Genomic DNA, 25561 nt, shown 5'->3' with positions numbered 1-25561 from the left:
CATTGTGCATCGCAGCACAATTTGATTGTGCGATCGCGAAACAACTGTCATGTGACCGTGGTTAGTGCCACGTTAAGTCGTCCAAGGAGGTCTTCCATGACCGAGAATCACTACTACGTCCGCCCCGTCGCCGGCGTGTGGCATGTGACTTGGAATGACTCGGCCGAGCTGATCGGCTGCTATTCCTCGCAACACGAGGCTCAGGCCCTGGCTCAACTGCTGGCGCGCCACATGCGCGAGCAGGGCCGCAAGGGCGAGGTCCATGTGTTCGAGCCGGAAGTGCGTACCCCCGCCTGGGCCCGCAATCGCGTGGCCAATCAGGCGGCGGCCTAAAAGCTCCCGTCTTGGCTTTGGTCTCGCGAGGCTTTCAATAAGGCTTCCGAGCAAGCGTCTCGAGTGTGATCGCCCCCGACCCGCGTACCAGTTTGGCGAAAATACTCTGAAGAGATCGAGCGTGGCGTCGCCTAAAAAAAGGCGGAGTACAGACGTTACGTTCCACGACAGGGGGCGCCCGGTCTTCCCGGCGAAAGCCGAAACCGAAGCGCGGGGGTGGTGGGATTGGCGCTGCAACGACAGCGAGCCTCCGCGACTTCCATTCCCGGCTTTCGCTGGGAAGATCGGAAACTTCAGGCTCCCTCGGGGAGCCACGCGCCAAGCGCCCGGGCGATGACGGCCGCCGCTTCGTCCGGACCGAAGGTCGTCGGGTCGAGGCACAGCTCCAGCCATAGTCCGTCCACGGTCGCCGTCAGGGCGATCGCCGCCCGACGCGTGTCGCGCGCGCCCGCCTCTGCGAGCAGGCGCTCCAGCCGCGCGCGAAAGTCGGCGTAAGAGGCCGCGTGGATCGCGGCCATGCGCGGCTTGGTCTTCACCAGGCTCCAGAAGCCGATCCAGGCGGCCAGCAGGTTAGGGTCCAGCACCGGCGGCGCGAAACTGGCGGTCAGATAGGCTAGCAGGCGCGCCCGCGGGTTTGGCGGCGCGGCGGCCAGGGCGGCTTCCAGCGCCCCGTCGATCCGCTGATCGACGGCCTCGTAGGCGCGGGCGATCAGCTCGTCGACGCCCTCGAAATAGTGTCGCAGCAGTCCCGGGGACACGCCGGCCTCCGCGCAGATCGCCCGCACGGACGTCCCGCCCGCGCCCTCCCGCGCCAGCACCGTCTCGGCGGCGGCGACCAGATCCTGGCGGCGGACGTCGGGGGCTTCGCGGGTGAAGGCGACGCGGGACCTCACTTGAGATTTCCAGCCAAACAAATCGTGTCGTCCCGGAAGCGCGAAGCGCTATCCGGGACCCAGGGGCAGATGCAGTGTGGTGGCCCCTGGGTCCCGGCTCTACGCTTCGCTACGGCCGGGATGACACTGGAATTTTGCGTGAAACGAGACCTCACCACCCCTCCGGCGGCGCCGACAGCCGGCTCTCGGGCACCAGCGCCCGCAGCTTTCGGCCAAAGCTTCTCAGGGACACCTCGCTGGTCGCCAGCGGGCCCGCCGTGAAGGTCCGCGAGGCCATGCCCTGCTGCACGCGGGCGACCAGCTCGGTGTCCTCGGCGTTGACCTGGCGGTTGATGCGCCAGTTCAGATAGCGCGCGGCCTTCATCTCGCGGCGGTCGTCGGGCAGGGCGTAGGCGATCTCGCGGATCATGGTCTGGGTGGCCGAGATCGGGATGAACTGCATGAAGTCCACCTGGTCCGGATAGATGTCGAAGGCGAAGTTCGGCCAGAGCTTGAAGTAGGTCCAAAGCCGCTTGCGGTCGGCGGGCAGGTGCGGGACGTCGGGCAACAGGTCCTGGTACAGCCGCTCGGACGGATTGCGCGACGGCTCGTCGATCAGCTGGCCCCACATCTTGTCGACGAACGCGTGGGCCTCGACGCCATAGCCCTTGCCGAACAGCCGCGTCAGGCCGGGGTGGGCGACCGGGATGTGCAGGCCGTCGGAATAGTTGTCGCTGATGTTCTTCCAGTTCACCGCGCGCGGTCGCAGCGTCACGCGGCCGAACGGCTGCAGGTCCTCGAAGCGGTAGTGCGCGACCTCGTGCTCGTAGGGCGCCATCATGGTCGCGACGCTGGGGCCCTCGCCGCCAAGCCTGACGAAGACGAAGCCGCGCCAGACCTCGACCTCGACCTTGGCCAAGCCTTCCTTGGCCATGTCGAGGGCCGGATAGTCCTCGCGCATCGGCACGCCGATCAGCCGCCCCTCCAGGTCATAGGTCCAGGCGTGGTAGGGGCAGACGATCCGGCCGCAGTGGCCGACCGGCCCGTCCAGCAGCCGCGCGCCCCGGTGCCGGCAGACATTGGCGAAGGCCCGCGCGCCGCCGTCCTTGCCGCGGACGACGACCAGGCTCTCGCCGATGAACTCGAAGGTGTGGAAGTCGCCGGCCTTGGGGATGTCGTTCAGATGGCAGACGATCTGCCACGAGGGCCGAAAGATCTTCTCCCGCTCTTCGCGGAAGAACCGCTCGGAGTGGTAGGTCCAGCCGGGCAGGCCCCAATCGGAGAGGGGGTCGTCGTTGGGGATCTGAGTCATCGCCCCTCCACCGACAGCTTCACCGCCATCGTGAAGTCCTTGTCGCGCAGGATCTCGCGCGCGGCGTTGCGTCCTGGATTGCCCGAGACCCCGCCGCCGGGATGCGTGCCCGCGCCGCACATGTAGAGGCCGGCGATCGGGGCGCGGTGGCTGGCGTGGCCCAGGAACGGGCGGGTGGCCCACAGCTGATCAAGCGACATGTGGCCGTGCATGATGTCGCCGCCGATCAGGCCGAACTTCCGCTCCAGATCCAGCGGCGACAGAATCATCCGTCCCAGGACGGAAGCCTTGAAGCCCGGCGCCCAGCGTTCGACCGTGTCGATGATCAGGTCGGCGGCCGCCTCGCGCGCGTCGTCCCACGACCGTCCGTCCGGCAGGGTGGGGGCGAACTGCTGGCAGAACAGGCTGGCCACGTGCTGGCCGGGCGGCGCCAGGGTGGGGTCGATAGTCGAGGGGATCAGGATCTCGACGATCGGCGCCTTGCTCATTCCGCCCGCCTTCGCGTCGCGATAGGCCGCGTCCATGTAGTCGAGGCTGGGGGCGATCACGATGCCCGACTGGTGGTGCTCGGCCGCGTCCTTGCCGGGCAGGCAGGTGAAGCTGGGCAGCTCGGACAAAGCCACGTTCATGCGGAACGTGCCCGAGCCGTTCTTGTAGCCCTCGATCGTCTTGCGGAAGTCGGGCGCCAGGGCCGAGGGCGGAACCAGCGTCTTGTAGAGCAGGGCCGGGTTGACGTTGGCGCTGACGATCGGGGCCATGATCTGGCGGCCGTCGACCAGCTGCACGCCCACGGCCTTCTTTCCGTCGACCTGGACGGCCTCGACCGGCGCGTCGAGCAGGATCTCGACCCCGGCCGCCTCGCACGCCTTGGCCATGGCCTGGGTGATCGACCCCATGCCGCCGACCGCGTGGCCCCAGGCGCCCTTCTTGCCGTTCACCTCGCCGAAGGTGTGGTGCAGCAGCACGTACGCCGAGCCGGGCGTGTCGGGGCTGGCGAAGTTGCCGACCACGGCGTCGAAGCCGAAGGCGGCCTTGACCGCATCGCTCTCGAACCAGCCGTCCAGCACGTCGCGGGCGCTCTTGGTGAAGAGGTCCAGCAGGTCGCGCTTGCGCGCGCGCGGCAGCATCGCCAACCGCCCGCCCTGGCGCAGGGCGCGCAGGAAGCCCGGCAGGCCGTCGCCCAGGTTCGGCGGGGTCTCCTGGGCGAAGGCGCGCAACACGTCGCCGATCTCGTCCAGCATGGCGTAGTAGGCCGGCAGCACCTCGGCGTCGCGACGGCTGTACTTGCGGAACTCCTCCTGGGTGCGCTCCAGGCCGCCGCCCAGCTTGATGTACTTGTCGTCGCTGACCGGAAGGAAGTTCGAGATCGGCCGCTCCAGGAAGGTCAGGCCGTAGTCGCGCAGGCCCATGTCGGCGATCACACGCGGGTTCAGCAGGCTGACCGTGTAGCTGGCCACCGAGTTGCGGAAACCCGGGTGGAACTCCTCGGTCACCGCCGCCCCGCCGACCACGCCCCGCGCCTCGCAGACCGTGACCTTCAGCCCCGCCTTGGCCAGGTAGAAGGCGCAGACGAGGCCGTTATGCCCTCCGCCGATGATGACGGCGTCTCGGGTTTGGATCGTGGACATCGGCGCGCTCTCCCCAGAGGTGGGAGAGTGTTGCTGTACGATCGTATAATAGGCAAGGGGGCGGCGCCGTGGATGCTCCCCCGCGATGCGGGGGAGGGGGGTGCTGGTTACGCCGCCTTCACGCTCGGCCGCGCCTGCACGCGCGCCCGCCAGGCGGTCAGGGCCGTGCAGTCCTCCGGCACGTCCAATTTGGCGAAGCCGGCGAAGACCAGGCCGCCCAGCACGGTGATGTCGGCCATCGAGAACCGGTCGCCGGCCACGTAGGGGCGGTCGCGCAGCACCTGGTCGAAATAGCGCATGCCCGCCACGGCCCGCTCGCCCTGCTTGCGGCCGAAGGCGTCGCGGCCGGTCCAGACCGCCTTCTTTTCGTCCTCGATCTTCGGGCCCAGGCCCGGGGTGGCGTAGTGGAAGTAGTCGGCGACGGCGTCGATCAGCTCGGCCTCGGCCCGCTTCTGCATCATGTGGATCACCGCCTTGTCGCGCGGCGTGACCCCGGTGAGCACCGGCTCGCCGTCGAGGTTGTCGACATATTCGGTGATGGCCGTGCACTCCGAGATGTAGACGCCATCCTCCAACTCCAGCACCGGCACGGTTCCGGACGGGTTCTTGGCCAGGAAGGCGTCTTCCTTGTGCTCGCCGCCCGGCAGGTCGACCTTCACGAACTGGACCTGGTCGGTCAGGCCCTTCTCGGCCAGGGCGATGCGAACGCGCAGCGGGTTCGGGAAACCGGGAACGTCGTAGATCTTCATGGTCGTCTCCATTCCTCTACCTATCGATAGGTAGATTGCGAACGAAGGCATAAGGGCTTCCGTCGAAGGCTGTCAACGTCTATCTACTGATAGGTAGGAGCCGCTATGACGACGAACGACACCCGCGAGACCATCCTGAAGGCCGCTCAGGCGGCGGTGCAGGCCAAGGGCTACAACGCCTTGAGCTTCCGCGAGCTGGCCAAGACGGTCGGCATCAAGAGCGCCAGCATCCACTACTATTTCCCGACCAAGGGCGACCTGGGCGCGGAGCTTGCGCGGCGCTACGCCGACACCGCAGTCGCTTACTTCGAAAAACTCATCGCCGGCGAAGGCTCGATCGACGAGATCTTCGCGCGCTACGTGGCCGTTTTCCGGGCCGCGCTGGAGAACGACAACCGCATGTGCCTCTACGGGGTGATGGCCGCCGAATACGGCGACCTGCCAGACGAGGTTCGCGTGGCCGTCGACGCCTTCAGCGCCGCCAATGTCGACTGGCTGGTCCGTCTGTTGGCGCCGCGCCATCCGGAGCTGGACGAGGCCAGCCTGCGGACGCGGGCGCTGGCCATTTTCGCCGCCATCGAGGGCGCGCAGCTGGTGGCGCGCGGGCGCGGGGACCTGGCGGTGTTCGACCAGATGGTCGAAGCCTATGGCGTGGCGGGGCTGACCCCCAAGGTTCCTTCGCCCTAGGCCGCCGCCTCGGCCTTCCCGCGCGCTGTCAGCCAGTACATCACCGGCGTCGCGACCCGGCTCAGCAGCGTGCTCGTGATCAGGCCGCCGATGATGGCGATGGCGAGGGGCGAGTAGAGGCCGGAGCGCTCCAAGGCCAGCGGCAGCAGGCCGCCGATCGCCGTGACCGAGGTCAGCAGCACCGGCAGGAAGCGGACCTCGCCGGCCTTCTCGATGGCGTCGTGCAGGTTCATGCCCTCGCGCCGCAGCTGCTCGGTGAAGTCGACCAGCAGGATGGAGTTCTTGATCTCGATGCCGATCAGGGCGATCACGCCGATCGTCGCGGTGAACGACAGCGAATGACCGGTCAGGGCCAGGGCCAGGACCGCGCCGAACACCCCGAACGGAATGATGCCGGCCACGACGATGGCGGTCTTGAACTTCTGGAACTCCAGGACCAGCACCGCCAGGATCCCGAACACCGCCACCAGCACCGCCGCGCCCAGCCCCGCGAAGCTTTCCGAGGCGGCCTCGGCCTCGCCGCCCAGCGACAGCCGATAGCCGGGCGGCAGGGGCAGGTCCCGTTCCAGCCGCGCCACGGCGTCCTGGGTCACGCCCGAGGCCAGGAACCCGGTCTGGACATAGGCCGTGATCGTCACCGTCCGCTCCCGGTCGAAGCGGTCGATGCGCGAGGGGCTGGATTTGAGCCTCGGCGTCGCGATCGCGTCCAGCGGCGCGGCCAGGCCGTCAGCGGTCGGGACATAGACGCCCTTCAGGGCCGAGAGCGGATTGCGCGGCGCGCCGTCGACCTGGTCGGTCGGCAGGCGCACGCGGACGGCGTAGTCGTCGCCGTCCGGATCGCGGAAGCGGCCGGTCTCCTCGCCCGACAGCGCCAGGCGGGCGATGCGGCGGGTCGCGCCGGCCGGCACGCCCAAGGCCGCGGCCTTGGCCTCGTCGACGCCCAGGTCGAGGTCGGTGCGGTCCAGGCGGATCGGATTGGTGACATCTCGCGCGCCGGGCGTGGCCTTCAGGATCGTCTCGGCGCGCGCGGACAGGGCTTTCAGCACGTCCAGGTTCTGGCCGGTGAGGCGAATGGCCACCGGCGCCTCGATCGGCGGGCCGTTCTCGAAGGTCAGCACGCTGATCCGCGCGCCGGGGAAGTCGGCGAAGTCGCGACGCAGGCGGTCCAGCACCAACTCGCTCTTGCCAGGCTCCCAGCGCTTGAGGCTGACGAACACCTCGGCCAGGGTCGTGGCGCTCTCGCGCTGGCTGCGGTTGTAGAAGATCTGCGGATTGCCGCGACCGAGGTTGGCGGCCACCCAGGCGACGTCGGGCTCGGCGCGCACCCGCTGCTCGACATAGCGCAGCGCCCGGTCGGTGCGGGCCAGGGACGAGCCGTCCGGGGTCTCGACGCGGATCAGGAACTGCGGCGTCTCGGCCGAGGGGAACAGCGACGAACCGATCAGCTTCACCAGCGGCAGGGTGGTCAGGCAGATGGCCAGCAGGATGGCCAGGGTCAGCCACGGCCGCGCCAGGGCCCGGTGCAGCACCGGGCGGTAGAAGTGATGGATGCCATTGTTGACCGCGCGCAGCAGGGCGTTGCCCTCGGGGGCGGAATGCTTGTCCAGCAGGCGGCTGGCCAGGAACGGGATGATGGTCATCGAGACCAGCAGCGAGGCGGCGATGGTGCACAGCACCGTCACCGGCAGGGACTTGATGTAGGCGCCCGACCCCGCCGGCAGGGCCATCAGCGGCAGGAAGGCCAACATCAGGGTCGCCGTGCAGCCCAGCACCGCCAGGCTGATCTGGCGCGTGCCGTTGATCGCCGCCTCGGTCCGCTCCTCGCCCTCGCGGATGCGGCGCGCGATGTTCTCGGTGATGACGATGCTGTCGTCGACCAGAAGGCCCAGCGCCAGCACGAAGCCGGCGATCGACAGCTGGTTCAGGGTGAAGCCGAACGCCTGCAGCATCGTCAGGCCGATCAACAGGCTGAGCGGGATCGAAACCATCACCACCACGCCCGCGCGCGGACCCAGCGGGAGCAGGGTGATCAAGACGAGGGCCAGGGCGATGCCGAAGTCCCGGAACAGGTTGTTCAGGCGATGCTTGACGTTTTCGGCCTGCACGAAGCCGCGCTCCAGCTTGACCCCGGCGGGCAGGGTCTTCTCGTAGTCGTCCCGCACCGCCTGCACCGCCTGGGTGATCCGGGCGACGTCCTGGCCGTCCTTCTGGGTCACGGTGACGAACACCGCCCGCTTGCCGTTGAAGCGCGCCAGGTGCGAGGGCTCCTGCTGGGCCCAGGCGACGGTGGCCACGTCGCGCACGCGGGTCACCTGGCCGCCGACGGCGCGGACGGGCGTGTCGGCGACGGTGTCCAGCGACCGGAAGGCCCCGCCCGACTTGACGTTGAAGCGTCGCTCGCCTGCTTGCACGGCGCCGATGGGCGCCTCGGCGCCGGCTTGCTTCAGCGCGTCGGCGACAGCGGTGGCGGGCAGCTTCAGGGCAGACAGGCGGGCGAGATCCAGGGTCACCTGAACCTCGGACGGCGGCGCGCCCCAATACTTGGACTCCCGCACGCCCGGCACGCGGTCCAGCCGCTCGCGCAGCCGGTCGGCGGTCTTTTCGAGCCGGCGCATGGGCAGGATGTCCGAGGTCAGGGCCACCTGGACGATGGCCACCTCGGAGGTCCGAACCCGTTGGATGTCGAGGCGGGTCAGGCCGGCCGGCAGATTGCCCCGGATGGCGTTCACCTCGCGGACGACCTGGTCGTACTTGCGCTCGGGATCGACGTCCCAGGTGAAGTGCACCGAGATCACGGCCGCGCCGTCGCCGCTGAACGACTCGATCTTGTCGATGTTGTCGAGGCCGTCGACCGCGTCCTCGATCGGGTCGGTGATCAGCTGCTCGATCTCGGTGGGCTCGGCGCCTGGCAGCACGGCGCGCACCACCACGATCGGCACGGGGAAGTGCGGGTCCTCCGAGCGCGGCACGGTGTTGAACGCGTTGATCCCCAGCATCACCAGCAGGCCGAAGGCGACCAGGGTGAACTGCCAGCGGCGGACGGCGAAGGTCGCGAGATCGAACCTCACGGTCAGCGGCCCCGCGGGGCGTCGAGCCGGGTGGGGTCGATCACCCGCACGGCCTCGCCGTCGGCGACGAAGCCGGCCCCGGCGGTGATCACCTGGGCGCCTTGCGGCAGGCCCGCCACCAGGGCGTCGTCGCCGTCGAAGCCGCCGAACGCGACGGCGGTCCGTATGGCCTTGCCGTTCTCGAAGCGCAGGACGAAGGCCTGGCGGCCGTTGGCTTCCAGCACCGCCTCGGCGGGGATGCGAGCGTAGGCCTGGCCCGCGTCGGGCGCGGCGCGCACCGAGAGCGTGGCGTGGGCCACCTGTCCGCTGCGCAGGGCCAGAGGCGGGGCGGTGAGCTCGATCTCGACCGAGACCGCGCCGGTGCGGGTGTCGGCGGCCTCGCCCACGCGCGTGACGCGGCCCGCCAGCGGCTGGGCGCCCAGGTCGTCGACCCGGACCTGGGCGGCGTCGCCGACGCGGACCCTGGCGGCCTCGCGCGCGGCCAGCGGCAGGCGCAGCACGAGCGGGCTGGAGAGGTCGGCGACCCGCGCCACGACCTGACCGGCGGCCACCACCTCGCCCGCCTGGGCGCGACGCTCCAGCACCACCCCCGACACCGGCGAGACCAGGCTGGCCCAGCGGCGGTCGAAGCGCGCGGCGTCATAGGCCGCTTGGGCCGCCTTCAGCGCGCTCTGGCGGTCGTCGATCCGCTGGCGGCTGACGTAGCCCTTGTCGAACAGGGCCTTGTCCCGCTCGACGTCGCGGCGGGCGCGCTCAAGGTCGGCGGCGGTCTGTTGCTGGCGGGCGTTGACGCCGGCGGGATCGATGGAGGCGATGACCTGGCCGGCCCGGACGCTGTCGCCGGCCTCGACCCGCAGGGCGGTTAGGACGCCCGGGATGCGGAAGGACAGCGCCATCTCGCGCCGCCGCTCCAGCGTGCCGGCTCCGCCGACCGTGGCCGCTCCGCCCGGCGCGGCGACCTGCACGGCCTCGACCGGCGTGGCGGCGGGCGCCGCGTCCTCCTTGGACCTGGCGCCGCAACCGGCCAGCGTCGCCGCGAGCAGGGCCGTGGACGCGAGCAGCAGGGTCCGCCACATGGGGTGTTCCAAATCGATCAGTGATAAGTTATCAGTGATCGACAATCCTCGCTTGTCAAGCTTCGACGGCGATGATCAAGGACCGCGATGACGTCACCCAGTCTGCTTTTCCCGGGCGCCCGCACCCCGCGTAAACCCAAGGGCCAAGGCGCCGAGCGTCGCGAGGAGATCCTCGACGCCGCCCAGACCCTGTTCGCCCAGAAGGGCGTCCACGCGGTCTCGACCCGCCAGATCGCCGAGCTGGCCGGCATCTCGCAGCCGGCCCTCTACGCCTATTTCGCCACCAAGGACGACATCGCCGCCGAGCTGTGCGTGCGGGCCTTCGCGATCCTGGGCCAGCGCATGGCGGCCGCGCGCGCCGCCTACGTCCTGACGCCCGAGAACTTCGAGCGCTGCCTGCGCGTCTATATCGACTTCGGCCTCGACCATCCGGACGCCTATCGCGTGGCGTTCATGCTGGAAAAGAGCGTCGACGGGAGTTTCCTGGAGAAGACCGGCGGCCGGCCGATGCTGGCGGGCAGGGAGGTGTTCGCCGTGTTCGTCGAGATGATCGGCGAGCTGCACGCCCAGGGGGCGATGGCTGGCGAGGACGTCATGGCAGCCGCCCAGTCCCTGTGGGCCGGGCTGCACGGCCTGGTCTCGCTGCTGATCGCCCGGCCGGAGTTCCCGTGGATTGAGCGCGAGGCCCTGATCGCCACCCATGTGGCCATGCTGCGCCGAGGCGCGTTGAAATAGGGTCGCCAGACCTCTAGATCAGCGCCTTCGCTCTTCGGGAAGGATCCCCCATGGCCAAGCTCCTGCCGCTCCAATCGTTCAGCCTGCAGGAGACCGAGGACGGCTACCGCCTGCTGGTCTCGGCCATCGGCGGGGAGTCGCTCTACGTCTCGATCACGCCCGACCAGATGGACGACATCATCGACAGCCTCGAAAACGCCATGGGCGGCGAGGAAGGCGGCGAGGGCGAGGACGACGAGTACTAAAGTTCGCCGGCCTCAAGCATAGAGATTGGCCAGCGCCCGCAGGCCCCGCGCCAGGGTCGCGCGCTTGCCCGCCGCGCCGAGCGAGATGCGCAGGCCTTCGCCGGCGACGCCCGGGGTCCTGAACGCCTCCGCGCCCACCAGCGCCAAACCGTTCGCCTTGGCCGCCCAGTCGGCCCGGGCGCCGGGCAGCCAGACGTGCAGGCTTTCGGGCCCGCCGACGGCGCCGGGCAGCAGCTCGGCGGCCATCGCCCGGCGCGCCATGGCTTCTTCGCGCACGCCGGCCAGCACGCGCCCCGCCACGCCCTCGCGGATCCAGCTGGTCGCCACGGCGGCCATCAGCGGCGGGGGCATCTGAGAGATGGCGTGCAAAGCGTCCGCGAAACCCTCGGCCCGTCCGGGCGGGGCCGCCACATAGGCCACCCGCAGGCCGGGCGAGAGCGTCTTGGCGGTGGTGGCGACGTGGAACACCCCTTCGGGCCACAGGCTGGCCAGGGCGGGTGGCGGCGTCGCGGGCAGCAGGCCATAGGCGTCGTCCTCGATGATGGTGACGCCGCCCGCGCGGGCGACTTCCGCGATCGCGCGGCGACGGGCCAGATCCATGGTCGCGGCCGTCGGGTTCTGGAAGGTCGGGGTGCAGCAGAGGAGGCGAGGCCGGTGCTCGGCGATCAGGCGAGCCAGCGCTTCGGGCTCCAAGCCCTGGTCGTCCAGCGGGCAGCCGACGACGCCTACCCCCCGCCGCGCGGCTGTCGCCAGCAGGCCGGGATAGGCGAAGGCCTCGGTCAGGATCCGGTCTCCCGGCCTGGTCAGATGGTCCAGCAGGGCCGACAGCGCGGTTTGGGCGCCGCTGGCGACGATGATCCTGGCGGGATCGATCTCGCCCAAGCTCGCCGCCAGCCAGGCCGCGCCGGCGGCGCGCTGCGCCAGTGAACCCGCGCCGGGGTGGTAGGCCATCAGCGTCGCCGGATCGGTGTGGGCCAGGATCGCCCCAGTGGTCTCGCGCAGCAGGGCGCCAAGGTTCAGGCCCGCGGGCGGCGGCGGCAGGTTCATCGACAGGTCGACGAGGCCGGACTCGCCCTCTTCCGTCCGTGAGCGGATGAAAGTGCCGCGCCCGGTCGTTCCTTCGATCAGGCCGCGCTCCCGGGCCAGGGCGTAGGCGCGGGTGACGGTGGTGAAGTCGATGCCGACAAGACGCGCGACTTCTCTTTGCGCGGGGATCTGGTCACCGGGTTGCAGCTCGCCCTCAGCCACCGCGTTTTCCAAGGCCTGGGCGATCCGACGATAGGCGGGCCCCTGGAGTGCGTCGGTCCGCCGCAGCCAGTTGGCGGCGGGATTCGGCGATGCCCGGGTTGCGCCCATCAGATCATATCCATACATTATCTCATGAATGTATGGATCATTTTCGCGATTGTAGGAAGGGGGCTTCGATGCCCGACCACGACCCGATCTACGACTCCCCAACCCCGATCGAGGCTGGCTTGAAATGCTGCTGCCCCCGCTGTGGCGAGGGCAAGCTGTTCCAGGGCTTCCTGAAGCTCGCGCCCAAGTGCGACCAGTGCAGCCTGGACTACGGCTTCGCCGATCCGGCGGACGGTCCGGCGTTCTTCGTGATGAGCGGCGTCGGCATCGTGGTGACGGCCTTCTTCGCCTGGGCCGAGGTGGCTTGGCAGCCGCCGATCTGGGTGCACCTGGTGACGACCTTCCCGGCCCTGATCCTCGGGTGTCTGGCCACCCTGCGGCCGGTGAAGTCCTGGCTCGTGGCCTCGCAGTACATCAACAAGGCCGAGGAAGGCCGCTTCGAGAGCCTGGGCAAGCACGAGTTCGACGAACGGCGGCTGTAGAGCCCGTTCCCCTCTCCCCATGCGGGAGAGGGTGGCCCGAAGGGCCGGGTGAGGGGTCTGGCCGGCCTGTTCAACGCCTCATCCGTCGGTTTTCAGCCGACACCTTCTCCCGCAAGGGGAGAAGGAATTACTTCAGCAGCAGCTGCCCGCGGCGGTTCAGCTCGTCCTTGATCTTGCCGGCGGCCATGCCCAGCAGGCCGGGCAGGCTGACGTCGAGGCGGGCGTGGTCGTCCAACACCTGGACGATGCCGGTGATCGTTTGGCCCATGGCGGCGGCCGAGAAGTTCAGGGTGTCGCCCGACCAGCTCTGGGTGAAGCGGCTGGGATCGCCGCCGGGGATTTGGCCGGCCAGCTGCGAGAACCCTTCCTCCAGGCGGCGCTTGGCCTCGGCCGCGCCCAGCTGGTGCGGGATGTTGATGCTGACGGTCTTGGCCATGGCGATCCTCTGAAACTTCCCCGGTCAAAACGCGGCCGGAGCGGATGCGGTTCTATACGTCCGTTTCTGGCGCAGACGAAGGCCAAGGTGCCTTCATCGCATGAGGGACACGGACGACATGACCGACTTCGCCATCACCCCGCCGTTCGCCGCGCCGCGCCGCTTCACGAAGTCCCGCTTTGTTCGGCCGGGCCGTCCCGGCGGCCTGCTGGGCGCCATCCACTATGCTGGCGTGCTGCTGGTCTGGGCGGCGCTGTTCGTCGTCGACCGCCCTCTGGCGCTGAAGGTGATGGCCGAGCGTCGCGCGGACTCGCCGATCCCGCGTCGCTGGGGCTGGTAGGGGCTGTTCGGAAAGGCCGAACGGCGCCATCCCTGCGGGCATGTCGATCGTCGTTTCCGCCCGCCCGGTCTCGCATCCGCTGAAGGCCCCGTTCCGCATCTCGCGCGGGGTCAAGACCGCCGCCGAGGTGGTCGAGGTGACCGCCGCCGCTGACGGCCATGTCGGGCGCGGCGAGAGCGTGCCCTACGCCCGCTACGGCGAGAGCGTCGACAGCGTGCTGGCCCAGCTGGCGCCCGCGCTCTCCGCCGCCAATCCCGAGGCGGCCAGCGCCGCCCTGCCGCCCGGCGCGGCTCGCAACGCCCTCGACCTGGCCCTCTGGGACCTGCGCGCCCGCCGCACGGGCGTCAGCGTCGCGACGGCTACGGGCCTCCCCATTCCGCAAGACCTCGTCACCGCCGTCACGGTCAGCCTCGACACGCCCGAGGCCATGGAGGCCGCCGCCCGCGCCGTCGCCGACGCGCCGCTGATCAAGATCAAGCTGTCGGCCGAGGACCCCGCCGCCCGCCTGCGCGCTGTGGCCGCGGCCGCGCCGGACGCCCGCTTCATCGTCGACCCGAACGAGGGCTGGACCTTCGAAATCCTGCGGGATTTGAAGCCCCTGCTGGCCGACCTGCGCATCGCCCTGGTCGAGCAGCCGCTGCCGGCTGGCGAGGATCAGGCGCTGGAGGGCTGGGACCCGCCGTTCACGGTCTGCGCCGACGAGTCCGTCCATGTCGGCGGCGATCTGGCCGCCCTGCGCGGCCGCTACCAGGCGGTCAATCTGAAGCTCGACAAGACCGGCGGCCTGACCGAGGCGCTCGCTTTGCTGAAAGCCGCGCGGACCCTGGGCTTCCAGGTGATGACCGGTTGCATGGTCGCCTCGTCCCTGGGCGTCGCGCCGGCGCTGCACCTGGGCGGGGCGAGCGATTATGCCGACCTTGATGGGCCCTGGTGGCTGGCGGTGGATCACCCCGGCGGGTTGCAGGTGGAGCGCGGCCGGATCACGCCGCCGAAGCCGGGGTTCTGGGGGGATGCGGTGCGGGCGGAAGGGCTGTGGCTGTAGGCGTCGTAGATCCTCCCCCGCGATGCGGGGGAGGTGGCCCAGCGGGCCGGAGGGGGCTAACGGGGCCGATGCCCAGCTCGCCCCCTCAGTCGCTCCGCGACAGCTCCCCCGCATCGCGGGGGAGCATCTCGCCTAGCCGCGTATTCCCCAGATCCACCGCGCCCTCGCACGCGCCACACCGCACCACCGGCTCCAATCGCGCTCCGCAGCGGTGTGTCAGGATTTCTGGACTTCCCTCGCTTCCCGCCAGCCAGCGGTCGCCCCAGGCCATCAGCGCCACGATCAACGGGAAGAAGTCTCGGCCTTCCTTGGTGAGACGATACTCCCAGCGCTCCGGCTTTTCCCGGTAGCGGACACGCTCCAGCATCCCGCGCTCGACAAGGCGGCCCAGGCGCTCGGTCAGGATGTTGCTGGCGACCTTCAGCTCCGCCTGGAAATCGGTGAACCGCCGCTTGCCGTAGAAGGCGGCGGCCAGGACGTGGGCTGTCCAGCGATCGCCGAGCACCTCGACGCCGCGCTCCAGCATCGGATGCAGCGACGGGCCGCCGACATCGTCGTGGCGGGCGCGCCGCGAGTGGCGGGCCGGCGGGGCGGGCTCCAGTCCCGCGCCAGGGCCCGGAGAGATCGTGACGTCGCGCACCTTCACCGCTTCGCCGCAGGCCTTGCAGACCAGGACCGGACGCAACGGCTGGCCGCAGGTCTGGTGGACGATCTGGTGCGACGGACACTCCGGATCAAAGCGCCAGCGCATCTCCCAGCCCAGCAGCATCAGCGCCGAGTCGTAGAGATCGCGGCCCATCGGCGTCAGGCGGTACTCGTGGCGAGGCGGGCGGTCCTGATACTGGACCCTTGTCAGGACGCCGGCGGCCTCCAGCCGCTTCAATCGGTCGGTCAGCAGCGAGCGGGCCACGCCGGTCATCGCCGCGAAACCGTCGAACCGTTTCACCCCCATGAAGGCGGCGTACAGGATCAGCAGGGTCCAGCGGTCGCCGATCAGGTTCAGCGCGCGGGCGGCTGAACTGCGGCGGACCAGGGCCGTCGTGGCGGCGGGGGCCTTCTGCGGGACCATGAGGCTTGGTGGGACGCTTCGGCGCGGCGTGTCAACGGCGTGGACTTCGGAGAGGTCGCTTGTATAATCGAACTAACTAGAAAACGGGAGGAGCCGGCATGGTCTATGTGCTGGGCGGCTGGCAGAGCGATTTCGCCGCCAACTGGGCCCGCGAGGGCAAGGAGCTGGCCGACGCCTTCGCCGAAGCGGTGGGGCGGGGGCTGGCGGCCATCGACCTCGATCCCGAAGACGTCGAGACCGGCCACGTCGGCAACTTCGCCGCCGAGCTGTTCGCGGGCCAAGGGTTGCTGGGCGGAATGTTCGGTCTGGTCCACCCTGCCTTCGACGGCCTGCCGACCGCGCGGCACGAGGCGGCCTGCGCCTCGGGCAGCGTCGCGATCCTGGCGGCCACGGCCGAGATCGAGGCCGGGCGTTATGACCTGGCCTGCGTGGTCGGGATCGAGCAGATGCGCAACGTCCCCGGCCAAAAGGCCGCCGAGAACCTGGGCAGCGCCGCCTGGGCCGGCCACGAGTTCCAGGACGCCCGCTTCCTGTGGCCGCGCGCCTTCTCCGACCTCGCCGACGAGTATGACCACCGCTATGGCCTCAAGTACGAGCACCTGATGGGCATCGCCGAGGTCAATTTCGCCAACGGCCGGCGCAATCCCAACGCCCAGACGCGGAGCTGGAATTTCGGCCCCGAGGCCTTCACCGCCGACGACGAGGCCAACCCCGTGGTCGAGGGCCGCACGCGCAAGCAGGACTGCGGCCAGGTCACCGACGGGACCGCCGTGGTGTTCCTGGCCTCCGAGGCGCGCGCCAAGGCCTATGCCGACGAGCGCGGCATCGCGCTGGACAGCATCCCGCGCATCAAGGGCTGGGGGCATCGCTCGGCGCCGATCAGCTACGCCCGCAAGGTCGAGGCCTCGCGCGACGGGGAGTACGTCTTCCCGCAAGTGCGCCGAGCCATTCTCGACGCCCGCGCCCGGGCCGGGATCCCGCTGGACGTCTCGGGCGTCGACGCGGTCGAGACCCACGACTGCTTCACCGCCACCGAATACATGGCCATCGACCACCTGGGCCTGACCGCGCCCGGCGAGAGCTGGAAGGCGATCGAGGCGGGCGATATCGCCATGGACGGCAAGCTGCCAATCAATCCGTCCGGCGGGCTGATCGGGACCGGCCATCCTGTCGGCGCCACGGGTGTGCGGATGTTGCTCGACGCCTGGAAGCAGACGTCCGACCAGGCCGGCGACTATCAGGTCGAGGGCGCCAAGACAGTCCAGACGCTCAATATCGGCGGCTCGACCACGACGACGGTGAGTTTCGTCGTGGGGACGTGAGCTCAAATCCTCCCCCCAGCGGGGGAGGTGGCCCGAAGGGCCGGAGGGGGAAGTCCTGCTGAGCTTGCCTCTTCCCCCTCCGTCGTCTCTTCGAGCCGACACCTCCCCCGCTGGGGGGAGGATCCATTTCCCGCAGCCGCCCGTATCAACCGCATCTTCCCGCCCGAGCCCTTCCATGCCCCTCCTGACCCTCCTCGCCGTCAACGCCGCCGTATCGGCGGTCGCGTTCCTGGCCCTGTGGGCCGTCAGCCTGCGGACGCGGGACGTCAGCTTCATCGACGCCTGGTGGGGGCCGAGCATGGCGCTGTTGGCCTGGAGCACGCTGTTGCAGGGCCCGCATACGCCGCACGGGCTGCTGTTGACGGGGCTCTGCACCCTGTGGGCGGCGCGGCTGGGCGGGTATCTGTTCTGGCGCTGGCGCAAGCACGGCGCGGACCGCCGCTATGTCGCGATCTTCGCCCACTACGAGAAGACCAAGCGGTGGAACTTCGCCACCACCTCGCTGATCATCGTCTTCGGCCTGCAGGCGGTGCTGGGCTATGTCGTCGCCCTGCCGGTGCAGCTGGGCCAGGGGCCGGGCGCGCTGGGCGCCCTGGCCTATGCGGGCGCGGCGTTGACGATCGTCGGCATCCTGTTCGAGACCATCGGCGACGCCCAGCTCACCGCCTTCAAGGCCAATCCGGACAACGCCGGCAAGGTCATGGACCAGGGCCTGTGGCGCTACACTCGCCACCCGAACTATTTCGGCGACGCCTGCGTCTGGTGGGGCCTCTACCTGATCGCCGCCGAGACGGGCCTGGGCGCCTGGGCGCTGCCGGGACCGGTGCTGATCACCTTCCTGCTGACCAAGTGGAGCGGCGTGCCGACCACCGAGGGCAAGATGAAGAAGTCCAAGCCAGGCTACGCGGAGTACGTGGCGCGGACCAGCGGGTTCGTGCCGTGGTTTCCGAAGAAGGTGTGAGGGCTCCGCAAACAACACCCGTCATCCCGCGCTTCATGCGCGGGACCCATCCGTCCGCCGCAGGTGCGGAGAAAGGCGAGTTCTCACGTGGAAGCTGAACCATGGGTCCCGCGTATAAAACGCGGGATGACGACGGTGTTCTAGGCTTCAGCCCAGCTTCTCGATCAACGCCATCGCCGCCGCCGGATTGCGCACCTTCGCCCCGGCGATGAAGTAGGCGAACACATCGCCGCGCTGGGCCCAGTCGCGGGCCTGTTTGGCGATCCCGTCCAGCTCATCCGAGGTCATGCCCGTGGGCTCGTCCGGCTTGCTCGACATCAGGCGGGCGTAGGTGAAGTCGGCGGTCGTCTGGTCGATGCAGGGCCAGGTCGGCTCCTCGTCGTCGACGGCGTAGACGATGGCCGCGCCGTACTTGGCGGCCAGGTCGTAGAACTCCTGGCAGGCGAAGGTGGGGCTGCGGACCTCTAGCGCGTGGCGCAGCCGCAGGCCCTTCAGCTCCTTTGGCAGCAACTTCAGGAATCCCTCGAAATCCGCCGGATCGAACTTCTTGGTCGCCATGAACTGCCAGTTGATGGGACCCAGCTTCGGACCAAGCTCCTCCAGCCCCTGGGACAAGAATTTCTCGAGCGAGTCGTTGTTCTCCGACAGCACACGGCGGTTGGTGCAGAACCGGCTGGCCTTGACCGCGAACACGAAATCGTCGGGCGTCTCGTCGCGCCACTTTTGCCAGCTGTTGGGCTTGAAGGTCGAATAGTAGGTGCCGTTGATCTCGATGCTGGTCAGCTTGGACGAGGCGTATTTCAGCTCGTCCTTCTGCTTGAGATCATCGGGATAGAAGGTCCCGCGCCAGGGCTCGAACGTCCAGCCGCCGATGCCGGTTCGGATCTTGCCCATGCGCGAATGTTCCCTTGATGTTCTCGCGGAAATTAGGCGAGGTTTGGCGGGGCGTCGAGGCCGAAAATCCTCTCCCCTTGGGAGAGGTGTCGGCCCCCGGGTCGCGCGGAGCGCGCGCCCGAGGATAAACTCCGCCGACGGAGAGGGGAGGGGCCGGTTCCGTGGAACTTCCCCCTCCGGTCGCTGCGCGACCACCTCCCCCGCTAGGGGGAGGATTTAAGCCGTGCGACCTCTGCGGGGTCGTGCGAGCACCGGCTGGTTTCCTTGATCCAGGCGCCACCGCCATCCAAGCAGGCATCAACGGTCAGCCATTGCTGAACGTGCGGCGCGGCGGCGATGGCCGCGGCCAGAACCAAAGCGGCCACGTACCAGACCAGGCGCCGCCGCTTCACCTCAGCACTCCACCCGGTTCACCGACAGGCCCACCGCCAGACCCCCCATCGAGGTCTCCTTGTAGATCTCGTTCATGTCCTCGCCGGTGCGCTTCATGGTGGCGATGACTTTATCAAGAGAGACCGAATGCTGGCCGTCGCCCAGCAGGGCCAGGCGGGCGGCGTCGATGGCCTTGATGGCCCCCATGGCGTTGCGCTCGATGCAGGGGATCTGCACCAGGCCGCCGATGGGGTCGCAGGTGAGGCCGAGGTTGTGCTCCATGCCGATCTCGGCGGCGTTCTCGATCTGAGCGTTGGTCCCGCCCAGCGCGGCCGCCAGGCCCGCCGCGGCCATCGAGCAGGCCACGCCCACCTCGCCCTGGCAGCCGACCTCGGCCCCCGAGATCGAGGCGTTGCGCTTGTAGAGCGCGCCGATCGCCGCCGCCGTCAGCAGGAAGGTCCGCACCTGCTCGGGGCTGCCGTTGTGGAAGCGCACGAAGAAGCGCAGCACGGCCGGGATCAGGCCCGCCGCGCCATTGGTCGGGGCGGTGACGACGCGGCCGCCGGCGGCGTTCTCCTCGTTGACCGCCATGGCCCACAGGTTGACGAAGTCCATGGCCGCCAGCGGGTCGCTGATCTGGCGCTCCATCCGGCCCTGGATGGTCTGGTGGATCTGGCGGGCGCGGCGCTTGACCGTCAGGCCGCCGGGCAGCACGCCGTCCTGGCGCATGCCGCGATCGATACAGGCCTCCATGGCGCCGAAGACGCGGTCGAGGCCGGCGTTCATCTCGCTCTCGCTCATCCGCGCCCGTTCGTTGGCGGCCATGACCTGGGCGATGGTCAGCTTGGCCTCGTCGGCCCGCTCCAGCAGGTCGGCCGAGCTCTCGAACGGGTAGGGGACGGCCGGGCCGTCCTCCGGAGGGACGTTGCGGCCCATCTCGCTCTCGTCCCGGACGAAGCCGCCGCCGATCGAGAAATAGGTCCGCTCCATCAGCAAATGGCCTTCGGCGCTGAAAGCGCTGAAGGTCAGGCCGTTGGGGTGCTGCGGCAGGCGCTCGTGACCCAGCCAGACGATGTCCTTGGCCTCGTCGAAGGCGATGTCTCGCTCGCCGCCCAGCTTCAGCGACTGGGTGGCCTGGACGTCCAGCAGCGCCGCCTCGCCCGCATCCGGGTCGAGCTCGGCGGGGATGAAACCGAGCAGGCCCAGGATCACCGCCCGGTCGGTGGCGTGGCCGCGCCCGGTCAGGGCCAGGGAGCCGTAGAGCCGCGTCTCGACCCGCCCGACCCGCTCAAGCTGATCCGCCGCGCGCAGCCGCGCGACGAACAGCACAGCCGCCGTCATTGGCCCCATGGTGTGGCTGCTCGACGGGCCGACGCCGAGTTTGAAAAGGTCGAAGACGGAGGTGGTCATGGGGGAAGGTCGCAAACTCAAAGTGTCATCCCGGAAGCCTCGCAGAGGCTATCCGGGACCCAGGGGCAGTGCGCACGGCCCCTGGGTTCCGGCTCTACGCTACGCTCCGGCCGGGATGACGAGAGAAGGAGCGTTTCAAGCGAACCCTATTTCCGCTGCGCCGCGGTGGCGTCGCGGACGGCCTTGAACTCCGAGCCCTCGCCCCAGGCGGGCCAGCGGGGGGAGTTGGCCAGGTCGGCGCCGACGCTGTAGACCAGGGCCACGTCGGCGGTCATGCCATCCAGGCGCCAGCTGTCGTTCCACTCGTCGGCGGGCTGGTGGTAGGCGTTGGCGCGATAGGCGTCGGCGTGGGCCTTGCCGGCCGCGACGCCGCCCTCGACCAGGTCCTCGCCCGAGCCGAACGAGATCGCCGGCACGCCGCGCTTGGCGAACGGGAAGTGGTCCGAGCGATAGAAGTAGCCGGCCTCGGTGGCGGGGTCGGGCGTGTAGACGCGGCCCACGGCCTTGCCCTTGGCGATCAGGTCATCCAGCAGGGTCAGCTTGGCGTTGCCCGAGATCGTGAAGTCGCGGGCCGGGGCGGAGGGATCCAGGGCGTCGGTGTTCAGCACGCCGACCGTCTTGGCCAGCGGATACAGCGGGTTGGCCGCGTAGTATTCCGAGCCCAGCAGGCCCTTTTCCTCGGCGGTCACGGCCAGGAACACCATCGAACGCGCGGGCTTGGGGCCGCTGGCGGCCAGGCGGGCCATCTCCAGCATGGCGGCGATGCCGGTCGCGTTGTCGACGGCGCCATTATAGATGCGGTCGCCCTTGGCGTCCGGCGCGCCGACGCCCAGGTGGTCCCAGTGGCCGGTGAAGAACACGGTCTCGTCCGGACGCTTGGCGCCGGTGATCTTGCCGACGATGTTCTTCGACACGATCGTCTGGTGCTTGACCTTGTACTCGGCCGAGAAGGTCGCGCCCTTCAGCTCGACCGGCTTGAAGTCGCGGCTCTGGGCCTGCTTCTTCAGCGTTTCGAAGTCGAGGCCGGCGGCCTTGAACAGGTTCACCGCGACGTCGCGCTGGATCCAGCCCTCGAGGGCGGGGTGCGACTTGGCCGGCTCCTGGCGGACGATGTCGAACATCGTGTTGGTGTTGGAGTTCTTGACCGTGGCCCAGCCGTACGAGGCGGGCGCGGTTTCGTGGACGATCAGCAGGCCGGCCGCGCCCTGGCGGGCTGCCTCCTCGTACTTGTAGGTCCAGCGGCCGTAATAGGTCATGGCCTTGCCGCCGAAATCGCCGGAACCCGTCTCGAAGTCCGGATCGTTGATCAGCACGACCAGGATCTTGCCCTTCAGGTCCATGCCCTTGAAGTCGTCCCAATTGCGCTCGGGGGCTTTCACGCCGTAGCCGGCGAACACGATCGGGGCGTCCTCGATCGAGACCTTGTCGATATTGGTCATGGCCGCGCGGATCGCGACCTGCTCGCCTTGGGACAGCATCATGTGCTGGCCGCCGACCATCACGTGGGCGCCAACGGGGCCGTCGATGTCGAACATCGCCAGCGGGACGTCCTGGGTCCAGGCGCGGGTTCCATCCTTCTGGAGGTCGCCGCCGGGCTCCAGGCCCACGGCCTTCATCTGCTGGGTGACATAGGCGACGGTCTTGGTCTCGCCCGCGGTGGCCGGGCCGCGGCCTTCGAAGTCGTCCGACGAGAGGACCTTGATGTGGGCCGCCAGCCGCGCGGGGTCGATCTTCGGCGCATCGGAAGCGTGCGCTAGCATGGGCGCGGCGAGAAGAGCGGTGGCGAGCAGCAGGCGTTTCATCGCAACTCCGTTCGGGAGCAAATCTTGTCAGGCGGCGGGGAACGTAGAGGGGGTTTGTTGGCGTGGCTAGGGGAAGGTGCGTTGGGGAAGCCAAGGTAGCGATAACGCCAAAGAGACCGTCATCCCGCGCTTTATGCGCGGGACCCATTTGTCCGCCGCACGTGCGGAGATTACCCAGGCGCTCACGTGAAAGCTGAACGATGGGTCCCGCGCATAAAGCGCGGGATGACGGCTACTATTTCGTCACCCGTCGCCCATCCACCGCCCACCGCTCCAGTCGCTGGCCGTCCCAGACGTGCAGGGCGTCGTAGAGGTTGATGGTCGGGTCGCAGTGGCCCGGTTGCAGCCAGACGACCTCGCCGACCTTGGGCGCGTCGGCGGGCCAGGCGCGGGCGGGATCGGCGTCGGCGGCGGACACGGCCTTGTCGAAGCCCAGGGGCGACCCGCCCGAGGCCTTCAACACGTCGAAGGTCGCGGGATGAGCGATCATGCCGTGCTCGTCGCCCATCGGCCGCCACAGCGAGCCCGGCGCGGCGCCGGCGACGACGCGAGCCGGCGGGCCATCCATCGACATCGCCTTGAAGCCCGCGTCGCAGACGACGTGGCTCTTGTGCCGGGCCGAGACCACCGTGGACGCCACGAACAGGGCCGGCTCGAACGGCCAATCGCCGCCGCCGGGCGCGCCGCAGGCGTCATATTCGACGTCCATCACGGCGTAGGAGCCGGCCTGCAGCTCGGTGAAGACGCCAGACGCTAGGTCGAAGGCGTGGGTGCCGGTGCCGCCGCCGGTCACCACCGCCGGCGGCAGGCCCGCTTGGGTCAGCTCGGCCACGAGGGCCTTCAGCGTGGCGAAGGCGGCCTCGTCGGCGCTCTTCCGCAGCGCGCCGTCGTCCAGATGCTGCAGGTGGCCGAGATAGGCCTGGATGCCCGCGAACCGCAGGCCGGGCGCGGCGTCGGCGGCGCGAGCGAGGGCCAAAGCCTGATGCGGATAGACACCGGCGCGATGAGTGCCGAGGTCGAGGTCGATCACGACGTCCAGGGTGACGCCGGCGGCGACGGCGGCGTCCGACAGGCGGTCGATCTGCCCGTCGTCATCGACGACCGCGCCGACCGTGACGCCGGTCTTGGCCAGGGCCGCCAGGCGCGGCGGACCCCAGGCCGGTACCGGAGCGGTGACCAGCACGTCCTTGATCCCCCCCGCGACATAGGCCTCGGCCTCGCCCACCGTCTGGCAGCACAGGCCGACCGCGCCGCGCTCGACGATAAGCCGGCCCAGGGCCGAGGACTTGTGGGTCTTGCCGTGGGCCCGTAGGCGCACGCCGGCGGCGTCGCAGAGGGCCTGCATCTTGGCGATGTTGCGCTCGAGGGCGGCGCGGTCGACGACGAGGAGGGGCGTCTGGGGGAGGGCGGTCGCGGGCGGCAGGTTCATGGTTCTCTCCCCAGTATTTTTACCGTGTCATCCCGGCTCTCCGCTACGCTGCGGCCGGGATGACACGATGTTGTTGGCCTAGATTTGACCGCTCAACACCTGGGCGAACAAGCCCGGATCGACATTGCCGCCCGACAATACGATCGCCGCCGTCTTGCCCTTGAGATCCACCTTGCCCGCCAGCGCCGCGGCCAGGGCCACGCAGCCGCCAGGCTCGACGACCAGCTTCAGGACCGAGAAGGCGTAGCGCATGGCCTCGGCCACCTCGGGGTCGGTGACGGCGACGCCGCCGGCGAGGTTGCGCTGGTTGATCGGCCAGGTCAGCTTGCCGGGGATCGGCGTCAGCAGGGCGTCGCAGAACGAGCGGGCGTCCTTGTCGATGGTCTCGCGACGGCCGCTTTCCAGCGAGCGCCGGGTCTCGTCGAAGCCCGCCGGCTCGACGCCCCAGATCTCGGTGGCGGGCGACAGCGCCTTCACGGCGGTCGAGGTTCCCGCCATCAGGCCCCCGCCCCCGACGCAGCAGACCAGGGTGTCGAGCTTGGCGCCGCGCGCGGCCGCCTGTTCGACGATCTCGATCCCCAGCGTGCCCTGGCCGGCGATGATGCGCGGATCATCATAAGAGGGCACGACCACGCAGCCGCGCTCGGCGGCGATCTGGTCGGCGATGGCGACGCGGTCCTCGGTGAAGCGGTCGTAGAACCGGATCTCGGCGCCGAAGCCGCGCGTGCCCTCGACCTTCACCGCCGGCGAGTCGGACGGCATGACGATCAGGGCCGGGCAGCCGATCAGCTTGGCCGCCAGGGCCACGCCCTGGGCGTGATTGCCGGACGAGAAGGCCACGACCCCGCGCGCCTTCTCATCGTCGGTCAGTTGGGACAGACGGTTATAGGCGCCCCGGAACTTGAAGGCCCCGGCGCGCTGCAGCGTCTCGGGCTTGAGGAAGACGCGGCCGCCCAGGCGTTCGTTCAGCGCCGGGCTCTCGATCAGCGGGGTTTCGACGGCCAGGCCCTTCAGGCGTTGGGCGGCGGCTTGGATGTCGGCGAGGGTGATGCTCATGTGGCGAAGTTCTACGGGCGCGCGGCTAGCTTTTGAAGACATGCGCCCCATTTGAACGCTCGACGACGTTGCCGCGCGGGCTCGGGGAGAAACCCTTTGCGAGCTTCGCCGTTCACGACATAAGAGCCGACGGGGGCTCAATTCAGGACGACTCGATGAAGACCGCCTTCTGGGCCTCCGCGGCCTCTCTTTCGCTCGGGGCCGCCGTGCTGGGCTTCGCCGCGCCCGCCTTCGCCGGAGAGGCTTTCGTCGGCGTCTACAAGCACGACGTCACCTTCATCGGCAAGGCGGTCGGCCTGGGCGCGGCGGGGCGCGAGGATGGGGTCGACGTCCATCTGGGCTATCGCACGAACAAGATCGAAAGCCTCGACTGGCTGGGCAAGCCGCAGGCGCACGCGATGGTCTCGATCAACAGCGAGAACACCTCGAACTTCGTCGCCGCGGGCCTCAACTGGAAGATCGACTTCGGCCAGCCGGGCGGCTTCTACCTGCGCCCGGGGATGGGCCTGGCCTATACCGACGGCAAGGCCAAGCTGCCCCCCGCCAACGCTCCGGGTCTGACGCCCGAGGAGCGCGCGCGGCGCACCTATCTCTACTACCACCGCATCGAATTCGGCTCTCACGTGCTGTTCGAGCCGGAGCTGGCGCTGGGCTATCAGGTCAGCGATCGGGTGTCGGTCGAGCTCAGCTACACCCACCTCTCGAACGGCCAGATCTTCCACCAGGGCAAGAACCAGGGGCTTGACGACGCGGGGGTTCGGCTGGTTTACGCCTTCTGACTTCGCGAAGAGCCGATTTGACGGCTCGCGCCCCAGTCTGGCTTATTGGGCCGCCTAAAACTGATTGAACGCTCGGGGTCGAGTCCTGTCGAAGGACCTCGCGGCG

At 69.3% G+C, this 25561-nt stretch carries 24 protein-coding genes and 3 pseudogenes; 10 read left to right on the top strand and 17 right to left on the bottom strand.

Features of this window, described 5'->3' with window-relative positions:
• The first annotated feature begins 96 nt into the window (after positions 1 to 96).
• Complete coding sequence (locus tag J2728_RS13910) at positions 97 to 333, top strand: hypothetical protein (RefSeq protein WP_309999992.1); 237 nt, start codon at positions 97 to 99, stop codon at positions 331 to 333.
• Between the two features lie 293 nt (positions 334 to 626).
• Here the strand turns inward: J2728_RS13910 and J2728_RS13905 are convergent, their stop codons facing one another.
• The 4 genes from J2728_RS13905 to J2728_RS13890 all read right to left on the bottom strand — a co-directional run bounded on the left by J2728_RS13905 (position 627) and on the right by J2728_RS13890 (position 4894).
• Positions 627 to 1247 (bottom strand): TetR/AcrR family transcriptional regulator, encoded by a 621-nt coding sequence (locus tag J2728_RS13905; protein ID WP_309999990.1) that lies wholly within the window; start codon positions 1245 to 1247, stop codon positions 627 to 629.
• A gap of 130 nt (positions 1248 to 1377) precedes the next feature.
• Positions 1378 to 2517, bottom strand: coding sequence for an aromatic ring-hydroxylating oxygenase subunit alpha (locus tag J2728_RS13900; RefSeq protein ID WP_309999989.1), 1140 nt, complete (start codon positions 2515 to 2517; stop codon positions 1378 to 1380).
• Positions 2514 to 4145: a phytoene desaturase family protein gene (locus J2728_RS13895; protein WP_309999987.1), complete on the bottom strand. Its 1632-nt coding sequence runs from the start codon at positions 4143 to 4145 to the stop codon at positions 2514 to 2516. Before J2728_RS13895 ends, J2728_RS13900 begins: the two co-directional genes overlap by 4 nt.
• A gap of 107 nt (positions 4146 to 4252) precedes the next feature.
• Complete coding sequence (locus J2728_RS13890) at positions 4253 to 4894, bottom strand: glutathione S-transferase family protein (RefSeq protein WP_309999985.1); 642 nt, start codon at positions 4892 to 4894, stop codon at positions 4253 to 4255.
• Between the two features lie 105 nt (positions 4895 to 4999).
• Here J2728_RS13890 and J2728_RS13885 point away from each other — a divergent pair, with 105 nt between their 5' ends.
• Positions 5000 to 5581 (top strand): TetR/AcrR family transcriptional regulator, encoded by a 582-nt coding sequence (locus J2728_RS13885; RefSeq protein WP_309999983.1) that lies wholly within the window; start codon positions 5000 to 5002, stop codon positions 5579 to 5581.
• Here the strand turns inward: J2728_RS13885 and J2728_RS13880 are convergent.
• Both J2728_RS13880 and J2728_RS13875 read right to left on the bottom strand, forming a co-directional pair.
• Positions 5578 to 8649 (bottom strand): efflux RND transporter permease subunit, encoded by a 3072-nt coding sequence (locus tag J2728_RS13880; protein WP_309999982.1) that lies wholly within the window; start codon positions 8647 to 8649, stop codon positions 5578 to 5580. The two genes, J2728_RS13885 and J2728_RS13880, sit on opposite strands and share 4 nt — an antisense overlap.
• Positions 8650 to 8651: 2 nt before the next feature.
• Complete coding sequence (locus J2728_RS13875; protein ID WP_309999980.1) at positions 8652 to 9737, bottom strand: efflux RND transporter periplasmic adaptor subunit; 1086 nt, start codon at positions 9735 to 9737, stop codon at positions 8652 to 8654.
• Positions 9738 to 9812: 75 nt separating this feature from the next.
• On the opposite strand from J2728_RS13875, the gene J2728_RS13870 reads away from it, so the two are divergent.
• Together J2728_RS13870 and J2728_RS13865 are read left to right on the top strand one after the other, a co-directional pair.
• The gene (locus J2728_RS13870; RefSeq protein ID WP_309999979.1) at positions 9813 to 10460 is read left to right on the top strand and encodes a TetR/AcrR family transcriptional regulator; all 648 of its coding nucleotides are present in this window, start codon (positions 9813 to 9815) and stop codon (positions 10458 to 10460) included.
• 50 nt (positions 10461 to 10510) lie between these two features.
• The gene (locus J2728_RS13865; RefSeq protein WP_309999977.1) at positions 10511 to 10705 is read left to right on the top strand and encodes a hypothetical protein; all 195 of its coding nucleotides are present in this window, start codon (positions 10511 to 10513) and stop codon (positions 10703 to 10705) included.
• A 12-nt stretch (positions 10706 to 10717) separates the two neighbouring features.
• Here J2728_RS13865 and J2728_RS13860 read toward each other — a convergent pair whose 3' ends face one another.
• Complete coding sequence (locus tag J2728_RS13860; RefSeq protein WP_309999975.1) at positions 10718 to 12061, bottom strand: aminotransferase-like domain-containing protein; 1344 nt, start codon at positions 12059 to 12061, stop codon at positions 10718 to 10720.
• A gap of 68 nt (positions 12062 to 12129) precedes the next feature.
• Here J2728_RS13860 and J2728_RS13855 point away from each other — a divergent pair, with 68 nt between their 5' ends.
• Positions 12130 to 12543 (top strand): DUF983 domain-containing protein, encoded by a 414-nt coding sequence (locus J2728_RS13855; RefSeq protein WP_309999974.1) that lies wholly within the window; start codon positions 12130 to 12132, stop codon positions 12541 to 12543.
• Between the two features lie 127 nt (positions 12544 to 12670).
• On the opposite strand, the gene J2728_RS13850 is transcribed toward J2728_RS13855, so the two are convergent.
• Entirely contained in the window at positions 12671 to 12979 is a 309-nt protein-coding gene (locus J2728_RS13850; RefSeq protein WP_309999972.1) for a polyhydroxyalkanoic acid system family protein, read from the bottom strand.
• A 118-nt stretch (positions 12980 to 13097) separates the two neighbouring features.
• Here J2728_RS13850 and didA point away from each other — a divergent pair, with 118 nt between their 5' ends.
• Both didA and dgcA read left to right on the top strand, forming a co-directional pair.
• Positions 13098 to 13319, top strand: a complete 222-nt coding sequence (didA, locus tag J2728_RS13845) for a DNA damage-induced SOS-independent cell division inhibitor A (protein ID WP_309999970.1) — start codon at positions 13098 to 13100, stop codon at positions 13317 to 13319.
• A gap of 40 nt (positions 13320 to 13359) precedes the next feature.
• The gene (dgcA, locus tag J2728_RS13840) at positions 13360 to 14361 is read left to right on the top strand and encodes an N-acetyl-D-Glu racemase DgcA (protein WP_309999968.1); all 1002 of its coding nucleotides are present in this window, start codon (positions 13360 to 13362) and stop codon (positions 14359 to 14361) included.
• Positions 14362 to 14446: 85 nt separating this feature from the next.
• On the opposite strand, the gene J2728_RS13835 is transcribed toward dgcA, so the two are convergent.
• The gene (locus J2728_RS13835; RefSeq protein WP_309999966.1) at positions 14447 to 15430 is read right to left on the bottom strand and encodes a winged helix-turn-helix transcriptional regulator; all 984 of its coding nucleotides are present in this window, start codon (positions 15428 to 15430) and stop codon (positions 14447 to 14449) included.
• A gap of 98 nt (positions 15431 to 15528) precedes the next feature.
• Here J2728_RS13835 and J2728_RS13830 point away from each other — a divergent pair, with 98 nt between their 5' ends.
• Complete coding sequence (locus J2728_RS13830) at positions 15529 to 16752, top strand: acetyl-CoA acetyltransferase (protein WP_309999965.1); 1224 nt, start codon at positions 15529 to 15531, stop codon at positions 16750 to 16752.
• 27 nt (positions 16753 to 16779) lie between these two features.
• Positions 16780 to 17713 (top strand): annotated as a pseudogene (locus J2728_RS13825) (DUF1295 domain-containing protein).
• Between the two features lie 17 nt (positions 17714 to 17730).
• Here J2728_RS13825 and J2728_RS13820 read toward each other — a convergent pair.
• The 8 genes and pseudogenes from J2728_RS13820 to J2728_RS13785 all read right to left on the bottom strand — a co-directional run.
• Positions 17731 to 17816 (bottom strand): annotated as a pseudogene (locus J2728_RS13820) (hypothetical protein); the annotation flags it as partial.
• A 44-nt stretch (positions 17817 to 17860) separates the two neighbouring features.
• Positions 17861 to 18607 carry a DUF72 domain-containing protein gene (locus J2728_RS13815; RefSeq protein ID WP_309999964.1) on the bottom strand — a complete coding sequence of 249 codons (747 nt, stop codon included), beginning with the start codon at positions 18605 to 18607 and terminating at the stop codon, positions 17861 to 17863.
• A 203-nt stretch (positions 18608 to 18810) separates the two neighbouring features.
• On the bottom strand, positions 18811 to 18999 hold the full coding sequence (locus J2728_RS13810; protein ID WP_309999963.1) for a hypothetical protein: 189 nt from the start codon (positions 18997 to 18999) through the stop codon (positions 18811 to 18813).
• Position 19000: 1 nt separating this feature from the next.
• On the bottom strand, positions 19001 to 20389 hold the full coding sequence (locus J2728_RS13805) for an L-serine ammonia-lyase (protein WP_309999961.1): 1389 nt from the start codon (positions 20387 to 20389) through the stop codon (positions 19001 to 19003).
• 146 nt (positions 20390 to 20535) lie between these two features.
• Positions 20536 to 22191, bottom strand: coding sequence for a M28 family metallopeptidase (locus tag J2728_RS13800; RefSeq protein WP_309999960.1), 1656 nt, complete (start codon positions 22189 to 22191; stop codon positions 20536 to 20538).
• A 115-nt stretch (positions 22192 to 22306) separates the two neighbouring features.
• Positions 22307 to 22393, bottom strand: a pseudogene (locus J2728_RS13795) (hypothetical protein); the annotation flags it as partial.
• 33 nt (positions 22394 to 22426) lie between these two features.
• Positions 22427 to 23620, bottom strand: a complete 1194-nt coding sequence (locus tag J2728_RS13790) for a DSD1 family PLP-dependent enzyme (protein WP_309999959.1) — start codon at positions 23618 to 23620, stop codon at positions 22427 to 22429.
• A gap of 78 nt (positions 23621 to 23698) precedes the next feature.
• Positions 23699 to 24676 (bottom strand): threonine ammonia-lyase, encoded by a 978-nt coding sequence (locus J2728_RS13785; protein WP_309999958.1) that lies wholly within the window; start codon positions 24674 to 24676, stop codon positions 23699 to 23701.
• Positions 24677 to 24831: 155 nt separating this feature from the next.
• On the opposite strand from J2728_RS13785, the gene J2728_RS13780 reads away from it, so the two are divergent.
• Positions 24832 to 25455: an acyloxyacyl hydrolase gene (locus J2728_RS13780; RefSeq protein WP_309999957.1), complete on the top strand. Its 624-nt coding sequence runs from the start codon at positions 24832 to 24834 to the stop codon at positions 25453 to 25455.
• The last annotated feature ends 106 nt before the right edge of the window (positions 25456 to 25561 follow it).

Origin of the sequence: Caulobacter segnis (genome assembly GCF_031454995.1) — a bacterium.
GTDB classification, from domain to species: Bacteria; Pseudomonadota; Alphaproteobacteria; order Caulobacterales; family Caulobacteraceae; genus Caulobacter; species Caulobacter segnis_E.
The sequence above is the reverse complement of the archived record's forward strand: the minus strand, read 5'-3'. Positions and strand labels throughout refer to the sequence as shown.

Coding starts and splice junctions, on each gene's coding strand:
- J2728_RS13895 (WP_309999987.1), bottom strand. CDS start 4,145: ATGTCCACGATCCAAACCCGAGACGCCGTCATCATCGGCGGAGGGCAT.
- J2728_RS13790 (WP_309999959.1), bottom strand. CDS start 23,620: ATGAACCTGCCGCCCGCGACCGCCCTCCCCCAGACGCCCCTCCTCGTC.
- didA (WP_309999970.1), top strand. CDS start 13,098: ATGACCGACTTCGCCATCACCCCGCCGTTCGCCGCGCCGCGCCGCTTC.
- J2728_RS13890 (WP_309999985.1), bottom strand. CDS start 4,894: ATGAAGATCTACGACGTTCCCGGTTTCCCGAACCCGCTGCGCGTTCGC.
- J2728_RS13830 (WP_309999965.1), top strand. CDS start 15,529: ATGGTCTATGTGCTGGGCGGCTGGCAGAGCGATTTCGCCGCCAACTGG.
- J2728_RS13835 (WP_309999966.1), bottom strand. CDS start 15,430: ATGGTCCCGCAGAAGGCCCCCGCCGCCACGACGGCCCTGGTCCGCCGC.
- J2728_RS13910 (WP_309999992.1), top strand. CDS start 97: ATGACCGAGAATCACTACTACGTCCGCCCCGTCGCCGGCGTGTGGCAT.
- J2728_RS13855 (WP_309999974.1), top strand. CDS start 12,130: ATGCCCGACCACGACCCGATCTACGACTCCCCAACCCCGATCGAGGCT.
- J2728_RS13900 (WP_309999989.1), bottom strand. CDS start 2,517: ATGACTCAGATCCCCAACGACGACCCCCTCTCCGATTGGGGCCTGCCC.
- J2728_RS13850 (WP_309999972.1), bottom strand. CDS start 12,979: ATGGCCAAGACCGTCAGCATCAACATCCCGCACCAGCTGGGCGCGGCC.
- J2728_RS13865 (WP_309999977.1), top strand. CDS start 10,511: ATGGCCAAGCTCCTGCCGCTCCAATCGTTCAGCCTGCAGGAGACCGAG.
- J2728_RS13800 (WP_309999960.1), bottom strand. CDS start 22,191: ATGAAACGCCTGCTGCTCGCCACCGCTCTTCTCGCCGCGCCCATGCTA.
- J2728_RS13785 (WP_309999958.1), bottom strand. CDS start 24,676: ATGAGCATCACCCTCGCCGACATCCAAGCCGCCGCCCAACGCCTGAAG.
- dgcA (WP_309999968.1), top strand. CDS start 13,360: ATGTCGATCGTCGTTTCCGCCCGCCCGGTCTCGCATCCGCTGAAGGCC.
- J2728_RS13815 (WP_309999964.1), bottom strand. CDS start 18,607: ATGGGCAAGATCCGAACCGGCATCGGCGGCTGGACGTTCGAGCCCTGG.
- J2728_RS13870 (WP_309999979.1), top strand. CDS start 9,813: ATGACGTCACCCAGTCTGCTTTTCCCGGGCGCCCGCACCCCGCGTAAA.
- J2728_RS13885 (WP_309999983.1), top strand. CDS start 5,000: ATGACGACGAACGACACCCGCGAGACCATCCTGAAGGCCGCTCAGGCG.
- J2728_RS13805 (WP_309999961.1), bottom strand. CDS start 20,389: ATGACCACCTCCGTCTTCGACCTTTTCAAACTCGGCGTCGGCCCGTCG.
- J2728_RS13780 (WP_309999957.1), top strand. CDS start 24,832: ATGAAGACCGCCTTCTGGGCCTCCGCGGCCTCTCTTTCGCTCGGGGCC.
- J2728_RS13860 (WP_309999975.1), bottom strand. CDS start 12,061: ATGGGCGCAACCCGGGCATCGCCGAATCCCGCCGCCAACTGGCTGCGG.